Origin of the sequence: Enterobacter quasihormaechei, assembly GCF_004331385.1 — a bacterium.
In the GTDB taxonomy this organism is placed as follows: domain Bacteria; phylum Pseudomonadota; class Gammaproteobacteria; order Enterobacterales; family Enterobacteriaceae; genus Enterobacter; species Enterobacter quasihormaechei.
In genome coordinates this window covers 34,130-45,114 of sequence record NZ_SJON01000004.1, presented here as the reverse complement: position 1 = coordinate 45,114, position 10,985 = coordinate 34,130, and the positions used below count along the sequence as shown (strand labels likewise).

Annotated in this window: 11 protein-coding genes; 5 read left to right on the top strand and 6 right to left on the bottom strand. The window is 52.5% G+C overall.

All coding sequences use genetic code 11. The features are described from left to right. Positions 1–19: 19 nt before the first annotated feature. Together E0L16_RS07075 and E0L16_RS07070 are read right to left on the bottom strand one after the other, a co-directional pair. Entirely contained in the window at positions 20–1,414 is a 1,395-nt protein-coding gene (locus tag E0L16_RS07075; RefSeq protein WP_131636619.1) for an MFS transporter, read from the bottom strand. Positions 1,415–1,459: 45 nt separating this feature from the next. Further along, positions 1,460–2,548, bottom strand: a complete 1,089-nt coding sequence (locus tag E0L16_RS07070; protein WP_131636618.1) for a cellulase family glycosylhydrolase — start codon at positions 2,546–2,548, stop codon at positions 1,460–1,462. Positions 2,549–2,733: 185 nt separating this feature from the next. Between E0L16_RS07070 and E0L16_RS07065 the strand changes: the two genes are divergently transcribed. The 3 genes from E0L16_RS07065 to E0L16_RS07050 all read left to right on the top strand — a co-directional run bounded on the left by E0L16_RS07065 (position 2,734) and on the right by E0L16_RS07050 (position 5,889). Beyond that, the gene (locus tag E0L16_RS07065; RefSeq protein ID WP_131636617.1) at positions 2,734–3,744 is read left to right on the top strand and encodes a LacI family DNA-binding transcriptional regulator; all 1,011 of its coding nucleotides are present in this window, start codon (positions 2,734–2,736) and stop codon (positions 3,742–3,744) included. Between the two features lie 194 nt (positions 3,745–3,938). Further along, positions 3,939–4,943 carry a tryptophan--tRNA ligase gene (gene trpS / locus E0L16_RS07060; RefSeq protein WP_131636616.1) on the top strand — a complete coding sequence of 335 codons (1,005 nt, stop codon included), beginning with the start codon at positions 3,939–3,941 and terminating at the stop codon, positions 4,941–4,943. Positions 4,944–5,517: 574 nt separating this feature from the next. Continuing rightward, positions 5,518–5,889, top strand: a complete 372-nt coding sequence (locus E0L16_RS07050) for a hypothetical protein (protein ID WP_048957626.1) — start codon at positions 5,518–5,520, stop codon at positions 5,887–5,889. Positions 5,890–5,947: 58 nt separating this feature from the next. Here the strand turns inward: E0L16_RS07050 and E0L16_RS07045 are convergent, their stop codons facing one another. The 4 genes from E0L16_RS07045 to E0L16_RS07030 all read right to left on the bottom strand — a co-directional run bounded on the left by E0L16_RS07045 (position 5,948) and on the right by E0L16_RS07030 (position 8,359). Continuing rightward, entirely contained in the window at positions 5,948–6,415 is a 468-nt protein-coding gene (locus tag E0L16_RS07045; RefSeq protein ID WP_131636614.1) for a SymE family type I addiction module toxin, read from the bottom strand. Positions 6,416–6,857: 442 nt separating this feature from the next. Beyond that, entirely contained in the window at positions 6,858–7,343 is a 486-nt protein-coding gene (locus E0L16_RS07040) for an Hcp family type VI secretion system effector (RefSeq protein ID WP_008501360.1), read from the bottom strand. 1 nt (position 7,344) lies between these two features. Next, the gene (locus tag E0L16_RS07035) at positions 7,345–7,863 is read right to left on the bottom strand and encodes a hypothetical protein (protein WP_131636613.1); all 519 of its coding nucleotides are present in this window, start codon (positions 7,861–7,863) and stop codon (positions 7,345–7,347) included. Then, positions 7,844–8,359 (bottom strand): DUF2778 domain-containing protein, encoded by a 516-nt coding sequence (locus E0L16_RS07030; RefSeq protein ID WP_131636612.1) that lies wholly within the window; start codon positions 8,357–8,359, stop codon positions 7,844–7,846. Before E0L16_RS07030 ends, E0L16_RS07035 begins: the two co-directional genes overlap by 20 nt. Positions 8,360–8,995: 636 nt before the next feature. On the opposite strand from E0L16_RS07030, the gene E0L16_RS07025 reads away from it, so the two are divergent. After that, the gene (locus E0L16_RS07025) at positions 8,996–10,009 is read left to right on the top strand and encodes an HNH endonuclease family protein (RefSeq protein WP_131636611.1); all 1,014 of its coding nucleotides are present in this window, start codon (positions 8,996–8,998) and stop codon (positions 10,007–10,009) included. After that, complete coding sequence (locus E0L16_RS07020) at positions 10,009–10,599, top strand: class I SAM-dependent methyltransferase (RefSeq protein ID WP_131636610.1); 591 nt, start codon at positions 10,009–10,011, stop codon at positions 10,597–10,599. Before E0L16_RS07025 ends, E0L16_RS07020 begins: the two co-directional genes overlap by 1 nt. Positions 10,600–10,985 lie beyond the last annotated feature (386 nt).

Sequence of the window (10,985 nt, the reverse complement as noted above, 5' to 3'; positions counted from 1 at the left end):
AAGCAGGCGTCTGAAGCGATTAATTGACCGATACCGGGCGGGTCAACGCCTCATCCCCGATGCCATTCTGCTCGCTCCCCCGCCTGCGCTCCGCCAGCAGCCGACACACTTCCGCATGCTTCTCCTCGGTAAAGGTAAAGCGCGACATAAAGCCCATGCGGATCAGCGACCCTATCGCCGGCAGCAGGCAAATCCCGAAGAACAGCCCCGACAGCACGCCTTCGCTCTGAATTTGCGCCTGCGGCACGTAGCCAATCATCGTCAGGAACACGCCGATGAGCCCGCCGCCCACCGCCACCGACATCTTGCCGGTAAAGGTCTGCCCGGAGAAGGTGATCGCCGCGCAGCGCTTGTTAGTGTGGTACTCCGCGTACTCGATGGTGTCGGCGATCATCGACGAGGTGAGAATGTTGGTCATCATCACGAACAGCGTGCTCAGGCCGAGCAGAATAAACAGCATCGTCACCTGCTGATACCCAACAAACCACATCACCACACGCACCGCCACGTCCAGCCCGCAGAGGATCATAAACAGCTTTCGCTTCTGCATCCGGCGCGTCAGCATCGGGGCAACCAGGCACAGCACCGCCGCAACAATGCCCATCACGCCAATGGCCATTTGCAGGCTGCCGTCGCCCATATTGTTGATAAAGAAATAGATATAGAGACCGCCCGCGACGTTGTGAAACACGCAGAAAAAGAACGACAGCAGGACGATAAACAGCGGCTTGTTCTGGCGCAGGTTGTGGAAGGTGTCGCGCATCGTCACCTTTTCCGGGCTCGGCGGCACGCGCTCTTTGATCTGCATAAAGCCGTTGAGCATCAGCGGCAGGCCCACCAGCATCATCACCAGCGCCGCCATAAAGTAGCCTTTATCGTTGCTGTACTGGGCGAAAAACGCCGCCAGCTTCGGGAAGAAGATGTTGGCGCAGGCAATCCCCGCGTTCACCCCGAGCATCGCCGCCGTTACCGCGCGGGTGCGCTGGCCGGAGTCATTGGTCATCACCGACGACATCGACCAGAACGGGATATCGGAGATGGCGTACAGCGTCCCCCACAGGATGTAGGTCACCCCGGCGTAGAGGATTTTGGTGGTCATGTCCGCTTCGATTTTATAAAACGACAGCAGCGTGACGCCGGTAATCAGCAACGGCGCGATCAGCAAAAAGTGGCGAAACTTGCCGAACCTGCTGTTAATGGTGTCCATAATACTGGCAAACAGCGGATCGTGAACCGCGTCCCACGCGCGGGCAATCAGGAAGATGGTGCTCGCCGCCAGCGCAGAGATACCCAGCACGTCGGTGTAAAAATAGTTAATAAACGAACCCACTAAACCAAAGCTAAAACACTGACCTAAACCATAGCCAAAATAAGACCATAACTCGCGAGACGGTATTTTCATTGTCGTTGCCATAGTGCGTACCTGGTTGCCCGGCGACAGCGCGCCGGGTCGTTATTATTAGCCCTGCACCTTCGGGGCGATTTTGCGTAGCTTCTGCATCAGCGCGATTTCAGCGCGCGAGAACGGGATACCGTTTTCCTCAAACACGTCGTGGAACCAGAGGCGGCAGTAGTCCGTGGACTCCTTCATCACCACCGGCCACGGCAGCCACGTCTGGGTTTTGCCGCGCACCAGCCCCCACTGGTACGGCGCGACCTTCGCCATGTACATCAGCGGAAGCTGCTCTTCAATCGTGCTGCCCACGTGGCGCGCCAGCCATTCGGTGCAGAAGATGGGGCGGCCCAGCGCCTGTAGCTGCTGGATAATCGCCGTAATGCGCCCGGTGTGGGTGTAGGCGTGGAAGCTCACCACGTCCGAGAGCGCCAGCGCAGTCTGGTCCAGCGGATGCCGGAAGAACGTCTCGCCTTCTTCTTCCGCAGGCAGACGCCACGCGCAGACGGTAAGCGGCTGGGTCGGGTCTTCCTCGCGCACCCAGCGAAACGCGAGCTTCATCAGTTCGTGGGCGCAGGTTTCCAGCTTCTGGTCGTACAGCACCTCTTCCGTGCCCGTCGCGAAAATGCCGCGGTTGCCCGGCTCGTTGTACAGATCCCACAGCAGCACGCGCTTATCCTCGCGGAACTGGCGGACAACGTCGCGGATATAGCGCTCAATCTGCGGCCAGCAGTCAGGATCGCACACCTTATCGCGACCGGGGCTCGCCGCCGCCTGGCTGTTATGTTTGCCCGGCACGGACGGCTTTTGCGGCCCGAGGTACGGCTCGTCGCCGGAGAAGCCGCAGTCGTCCATCAGGGTCAGCATGGTGCTGAACCCGTGACCGTCGGCAATCGTCAAAAAACGATCGATACGCGCCATCAGCCCGTCGCGGTCGTGCTCCCAGACGATAAACGGCAGGTTGATGCGCAGGGTGTTGTAGCCTGCGTCCGCTGCCCAGCCTAACTCGCGCTCGATGGTTGCGGCATCGAAGGTTTCTTCCTGCCAGATATCGGTCCAGTTCACCGCCGTCGACGGCAGATAGTTAAACCCGCACAGCCAGCCCTTCTGCTGATACCACGCCTGCGCCTGCTCCCTGCTCCACTGCTCTTTCATTACGCGCCCTCTTACTGATAATGTTTAGCTAATAAATATTAGTTGCGGGATAAATGCGCAAACCGCGACGCTCTGAAAAGCGACGGCTCTCACAAAGTTCGCGCTTCGATGAATGAGAAACGTGATCGGCGGCGCTAAAGCGTGCGGTTAGGGTATGATGCGAAGTCGCGAAAGGGAGAGGACGGATGAAGCGAAAAACGAAGGTAACGATGAACGATATTGCGCGGGCGGCGGGCGTGTCGCAGGCGACGGTATCGCTGGTGCTTAACCAGTCCCGCAACATCAAGCTCAGCGACGACACCCGACAGCGGGTGATTAGCGTCGCCACCGAGCTCGGCTACGACCGCCTCCCCGCCGTTCACGCCCCGCGCAACCAGGAAGAGATCGCCCTGCTCGTCAGCTCGTTGCAGAGCTTCGACCCGTTTATCGACGCCATCAGCCAGGCGCGGGAAGCGGCGTGGCGCAACGAGACCCTGCTCACCGTGTACGACTACGGCGACGATATCGAGCTGGCGCTGAACATCATCCGCCAGCTGGACAAGCGCAACTGCATCGGGATTATCCTGGCTTCTCCGGTCACGAACGTCGTCGATATGACGGCTTTTCAGGACTGCACCCGCATCCCGCTGGTGCTGCTCAACCAGCGCGACCCCGGCTCGCCGCTGCTGCCGTCGTTTATCCCGGACGACTACGCCAACGCCTTCCAGGTCACTAAACACCTCATCGCCTGCGGCGCAACACGCATCGCCCACATCACCGGCGAGAGCTGGATGGAGGCCTCCCGCCAGCGTCTGGCGGGCTACCGGGCGGCGCTACAGCAGGCCGGACTCGCGTGCGACGACGGCCTGGTGCGCCAGACCAACTGGCAGTTCAGCGAGTCCTTTACCGCGACAGCTTCCCTGCTTGAACTTGCCGAGCGCCCGGACGCCATCTTCTGCGCCAGCGACTGGCTGGCGATTGGCTGCTATCAGGCGCTGGCGGTGAACGGCGTGCGCATCCCGCAGGACATGCTGCTGGCGGGCTACGACGACCAGAAGATCTCCGAGCAACTGACCCCGCCGCTGACCAGTATCCAGCTGCCCTATAGCGAGCTGGGACGGCTGGCGGTGGAGTACCTGTGCAATCAGGAAGATGCCGCAACGCACGTGACGCTGGCGGGCAGGCTGAAGGTGCGCGCCTCAAGCAGCGGCGCCTGAGGCGCTTTACCCCTGCGCTTTCGCATGATAGGTTAACTGGATGAACACACGCTCCGCCGTACTCACCGTTAAACGCTGGTGGCTGCCTTCTTAAAGGCGGCCCGGAGTAGTTTTCCCCATTTTCAGATAGCCGCCGAAAGGCGGCTTTCATATTTCCAAGACCCCTTTCGGCATTACAACGTTAAGGAGTCTTTATGAACGCACCCACCATCCTCTCCGGCGATCGCCCAACCGGCCCGCTGCACCTTGGCCATTTCGTCGGATCGCTGCGCCAGCGCGTGGCGCTCCAGCACACGCACAACCAGTTTGTGCTGATTGCCGACCTTCAGGGGCTGACCGACAACGGCAGCAACCCGCAAAAAATTCGCGACAACATCCCCGAAGTGCTGGCCGACTACCTCGCCGCCGGCATCGATCCGAACCTGACAACGATCTGCCTCCAGTCCGCCCTGCCCGCCCTCGCCGAGCTGACGATGCTGTATATGAACATCGTCACCGTCGCCCGCGTCGAGCGTAACCCGACGGTGAAAAACGAGATTGCGCAGAAAGGCTTTGCCCGCTCGCTGCCGGTCGGGTTTATGGCCTACCCCATCAGCCAGGCGGCGGACATCACCGCGTTTAAGGCCGAGTGCGTGCCCGTCGGCGACGACCAGCTGCCGATGATTGAGCAGACCAACGAGATTGTGCACAAGATGAACAGCCTGCTGCCCGCCCCGGTGCTGCGCCACTGTAAGGCGATGCTGAGCGACACCAGCCGCCTGCCCGGCATCGACGGCAGCGCCAAGATGTCGAAATCGTTGGGCAACACGCTGCACCTTTCGGCCAGTGAAGAGACCATTCACCGTGCGGTCAGCGCCATGTACACCGACCCGAACCACCTGAAGGTGAGCGACCCGGGGCAGATTGAGGGGAACGTGGTGTTTACTTACCTCGACGCGTTTCATCCGGACAAGGAGAAAGTGGCGGCGATGAAGGCGCACTATCAGGCGGGCGGGCTGGGTGACCGGGTATGTAAGAACGAGCTGGAGGGGTGTTTGCAGGAGCTGATTGCACCGATGCGGGAGCTGCGGACGATGTATATGCAGGACAAGGGGGAGCTGATGGCGATGCTGAAGTGCGGGACGGAACGGGCGCAGGGGGTGACGCAGGCGACGTTGAGGGAGGTGAAGGTGGGGCTGGGGGTGCCGGTGTTTAGTTAAGTTAGGTTTAGCGGTGGAGTGCGTGGGATTGGCATGAAGCCGCTAACTCGTTTATTACGAAAATAAGCAAGGCGCAATAAATTCTTAAATGCATTATTAGCCAATGTCGTTTGTCATTCTGTTGAGAGCGCTATATTCATAGACTCTTTTTATTTTAAACGTCACGATAACTGTTATGAGCAAGTTTATTATTTCCATGCTGAATACGTTACTTTGTGTTTTTGTAATTGTGTTATGCCTCATATGCGTGGGCGTCACTGATAACTGGAAAGAATGCACTATAGCTATAATCATCATTTTAGGATGCGCACATTTCATGGCCGTTTTACTGAATCATGTATTGCCTCATAAGTTATCTATTTTAGAAGGAATATTGGAATTATTGGGAGGACCACTATTAGTTATAGGAGCAATTGTGTGCTTTGATGTATTCGAACCCTGGCCGTTAAAAATCATTGGGATGTTTGCGTGGATTATTTTGATTTTCTTTGTACCATCAATAATCAGTCCCAGGCGTTAACTCGGTCTATTAATAAGTGTCTACGTCATTTTTTCACCCACGGAATCCAACATAATGTACCCCACTCTTTCGCAGGTCATTGAGGTTGTACGTCAGTCCTCGGGACATCATCGCAAGCGCATTGATGAGAACACCCTAATCGAAGCCGACCTCGATATATGCGGCATGGATGGCGATGCCCTGATAGAAGACTGCGAGGAAGCGTTTGGCGTTACGCTTGTCACTGAAGAAGATGGCTATGAGAAAACTTTTTCCCTCGCTGAAAACGAGTTTCTTTTTAGCACCGAGGGCATAGATTACTTTGGTATCTGCCGCTTGATTCGCAGGTTGCGAGGCATTCAGGAACCGGTGATACGCGATTTAACCGTTGGCGAGCTTCATGCTGTGCTGGTTAAGGCAGTTAAAGAACAGGTAGATCATGATTGAGTTATTTTTAGCATAGTGCGGGCATGTGCTCATATGCCCGCACTCGTTAGTCTTAAGTTTAAACGGCCTTCCCACTCCCACGCTTAATCACCGGAACATCACCTGTATCATTCAGCGCTCCTGGAAAGGTCTTCAACCACTGCGCCACTTTCTTTTTATTTATATTCACCACGCTCATACCCTCCAGGCATCCCCATAATTCTCTTGTATGCTGTGGCGTAATCACAATGCAGTCTTTCATGGCGCGGATTTTCACTGGCATACCGTTGATGAAACCCGCGCGTTTTAACCAGTCGCCGCCCAGAAGAAGGTATTTCATGTCTATGCGCGCATACAGTTCGCAGCAGGCTGCACTGTCCTGCGGCGTTTCCGCGCGGAGATGAATGGGTGCCGCGTTGGGCGGGTTGCCGTGAAGACGGCGGGCGCTGTTTTTGCGTACCAGCTCGCGGTTTTCAATCATGTCGGTGAAAGCGTCTGATTCTGTTTTGCAAACAGTAAACTCTGGCTTAAAATTCGTCGCAGCCATTTTCAACTCCCTTATAGTTGGTTGTGGTTAGCGGTATGGGGGTGTTGCAGCACCTTCATATCGCGAAATCCTCGTTAAATATTCTTTGATACTTCCTTTGCCGTTAGGCGTAATTTCTGATGCTTATTATACAGGGCTGAATATAAATACAGCGGTTTTGAGTGGGGGAAATTTGAATTTTGCGAGGGGGATTCAGGAAAAGGGTTGGGTCAGGGAAATTACGCAGCGAGGACTATCAGAATATAAGGTGAGCGCCCGCATGGAACTCAGAGCAACCATTCGCCGATCTGCGGGCTGGCAATGAGTTGTTTTATTATCAAGTTCGGTGACCGACTGAGCGATCACCTTTAATACGATGGCAGTTACACAGCATTACGGACAGGATCCTTTGAGAGGATAAGCGTTAATAAAGAGGAAGCACTCAATGCCTCCGTTCTATTTGTTACGCTCTTACGTTCCAATCGTCCGTATACTGGACATTACCATCAACATAACGCCAGGTGATTTTGTCATACATCAGGGAAACAGATTCCATGTGGTTGATCTGCGAGTTTCCTGCCATTTTAGCGTTTGGCATCCCTGGGTTAATGCCCGTCACTTTCACGCCCTCAATGGTCATGACGAAGTAGCACTCTTCTTGTCCTGCATGGTTAATGCGATACCAGCGAATCTCCGCACTTTTCAACGTTTGACCGGTGGCAACGGCTTTGTATAGGTACGGGCTGGAGCTATCAAACTCCTTTTCAATCATCATCGGAGAATGTGAACGCTTGCCAGTAATCTTCCCGTTGGCACTGTCTACTGGAATGTTCAGACCATGACTAAAGCCAACAATCTCTATACTCCCCTCACGATCCTGAACGTCTACAGCTCCTTTAATGTCTGCGCCGCCATCGTCCTTAAGCCACATGTAAGCCGGAATAGGCATTTTACAAACTCCTTTTAGTTGTGATTTTCTTCGTGATGAACCAGTAGCAAACAATCGTTAAGAGCAACTGAAAGCCCACAATCGCCGCCATTGTGAAATTTGAATACGTTTGATCCGGGAATAAAGACTGATAAGGCAGCAAGCGAAATAACGCCCAAAAAAGGAAGGTAAACCCGAAGATTTTAGCTAACCGTCGCAATGTGGAACTGAACCACTCTCTGGGGATACCAGCTGGACTAACTTTGTGTGTCGCGCCACTGTACGCCGTGGTAATGGCGCTCATGACAGGTACGCTGATTAATGTATTGATTAAGATGCTAAAATAGCCATCTAACGATTCCCAAACTTCTAAATCAGGTTCACCTAAAATGAAGCGGGTAAACTTGTCGGCGCTTTGGAAATCGAAAAGCTCCGTAATAGAATTAACTAATCCATCATACGGAACCATTTCAGCAACGATCAGCATAACAACAGCGAACAGCACTATCTTGATGAATAAACTAAGGGCATGTTTTGCCATTGGAGATCACCTCAATCGTGCCGTATGCCTGTAGCTTCCTCATGCAAGGAACATCTATTTTTTGGCTTCTCAACAGAGCATTACGCAACATGGCAAAATCAGAATCATGTGGGAGAGTGATACAACCTTCTGATAATACGCCTGGATGCAAACGGAAATTGCCACGCTGAACGCTCTCAATCCATGTGTAATCGTCGATGCCCCAATCATCACGCCATAATGCGAACCATTCAGAATGTTTGAATGTTGCACCATTGGCGAAGTGATTATAAATGTCTCTTCCCACTGTGTTTAGCTGTGACTTGAGTCCACCTTGAGGGCGGTCAACAATCCAGTATTTACCCGCTGGTACAGGCCCCTCTTTGGGGATCATTCCACATGCCCCACGGTTACGGTAGGTACCATTACCAGAGAATGCTAAAAACGTGCCTATACCAGGAAACGATAACGGGGAGTAGTACGCATCATTAATTACGAACTTTCCATGTAGAGCCATAGATAACCCTTTTATCTATAATGATTTGTTGGCTTATCGTACTCCTGCGCAATCGGACAGAAGAAGGTTTTCTTCCGAGAGACCTCTGATTTTCAGATAATAGCCCGTTGGTGGTAAGACAACGTGTAAGGCCGTTGCGGTAACATCAGAGGTGTATCAGGAAGCGAAGTTTATCAAGTTGACCTGTACCCTAAGGGGCGAGACCGAACCGCTGGCAGAGTGACCTGCTCCATGATGTTAGTAATGTCTTCATAAGCCACATGAGGATATCCCTATGAAGAGGCGTTTTTCCGACTGGCGTAATTACTGCTGCCATATTATACACAGCTGAATATAAATACAGCGGTTTTGCGATGGGTAAATTTGGGAAATACGAGGGGGATTCAGGGAATGGGTTTGGGGGATACTGGTAAATCGCTGGCTTGAAAATCAGTCTTATTTTCCTCATCCAGAAATCTATTCATTCGCTAAATTACCTTAGACGACAAATTCATAGCATCCAGCCCTTCTTCTCAGATCCCACAAAAATTCATCAAACCTATAGATTAACGATTTACATCACCCTGATTTTGTTATGTGATCCTGTTACAGGCTTTAGTAACGCCCTGCCCAGCCAACCGTAACAGGACTTCATCGATGGAATTTTATCAGGCCGATCCGACGCTTGAGAACTACTGGCGTGGTGTGATCCTCTTTGGAAGGAACGTCGCATCTTACAAATTTGCGCTGGCGTCAGCGTTGTATGAAGTGGATAAGACGGGCAGCGATTTGATTACGCTCGACCAGCTTGCTGTGCCGTTCAGCCGCTATCTTTGCGAGCACCTGAAGCACGCGCCAAAACAGATCACCTCCCGCAGCAGCCAATTTCTGGAAACCTGTCTGAAGTTCAACAGAGGTGAAATCCCCCACGCTCAGCTCATTGAAGCGACGGTGCGCCTTGGCTTTAACAACGTGATTGATGCCTTTCACTACGTGAACCAGGGCGAGATCGATAAACGTTTTTTCCTTGATGAGCGCAAAACCCACAACGGGATCCGCCTGACGGATAATTTCTTTTTACTGGGCGAACGCCAACAGTATAAAAACCTCGCCTTTGAAACCAATGCCCGCTGGAACCTGGTAGAACAGGCCTGGTCGATGGGGATTTCACGTAACCTTGTAGGTGTGGAGTTTGACGAAGATAATCAGCTGCTGTTCACGAAGGTGAACGCGCGTCGCGTAGACATCACCAGCTGTCGCGACAGCCTGAATGGTTACCAGAAAGGACGATGCTTTTACTGCTTCAAACCCATCAGCCTGGTACCGGGAGACGCAGAACTGGCGGACGTCGACCACTTTATTCCCTGGGCTGCCCACCATGAAGTGAGCAATATTAACGGCGTATGGAACTTAGTGCTGGCCTGCCGTTGCTGTAACCGTGGCACTGAAGGCAAATATGCAGGCATTCCCGAGCTCAGGCTCCTGCAGCGGTTACAAACCCGCAATGAGTATTTTATTCAAAGCAAACTGCCGTTACATGAGACGATTGTTCTACAGACAGGGCAGCGTCCCGAAGCACGGAGAAGCTTTCTTCAGCGTAACTGGCAGGCTGCGCTGGATAAACTTATCCATACCTGGAAACCCAACGCGGAAGGCGAGGCAACGTTTTAATGACACTTCACTACTATCAGAACCACGCGCAGGATTTCTTCGATGGCACGGTCAATGTCGATATGACCCCGCTATACGAGGCCTTCACCCAACATCTGACGCACGGTGCCCGGGTTCTGGATGCGGGCTGCGGTTCAGGGCGGGACGCAAAGGCATTTCATGAGATGGGTTATCAGGTGGATGCTTTTGATGCCTCTTCCGCCATGGTGGAACTGGCAAGGCAACATACCGGGTTACCCGTGCAGTTGATGACGTTTTCAGAAATCGACGGTAAAGCGCAGTACGATGGGATCTGGTGCTGTGCCTCTTTGTTGCATGTCCCCTCTTCTGAGCTGCCTGCGGTGATGCAGAAGCTTGCGGATGCGCTTAAGCCTGGCGGAGTCTGGTATGTGTCCTTTAAGTATGGCAACGGTGAACGCGTGCAGGGTATAAGACGGTTTACGGATCTGGATGAAGAGGGGCTGCGGATGGGAATAAGTAATATAACAGATGTGGCGATAACTTCGCTTTGGGTTACGAAGGATTATCGGCAGGAAAGAAGTGAGAGATGGTTAAATGGGATATTACATAAAAAAAACACTATTTTTTAGAGTGGCTTTTACTTATCGGTGAAGGACTCATATTGATATGTTGAGTTGCACACATCTCATCTTCATACCGACATAAATGGCTATATCACTCTATCCTCAACAAAGATCTTATCACAGCTCTAATGAACTTAGAAATTCATAATCCAAACAGCTAGCTCGTTCTCTTTTTTTGACAAGTTATACAAATTTCGTATTTTACTATTGAACCATCACCATAATTGTTATATAGCGTAATAGGTGGTTTTTTAGATATTATATTTGCTCGTCACTAAAGTGAAATTTGCTTTTACTTAGAAATCATAACTGAAAGCAATGATGATCAAGCAATTAATCAATATTTGATATGTCATATATCAGTAGTGTTCCTCCTGGCCACCTACAAAAAT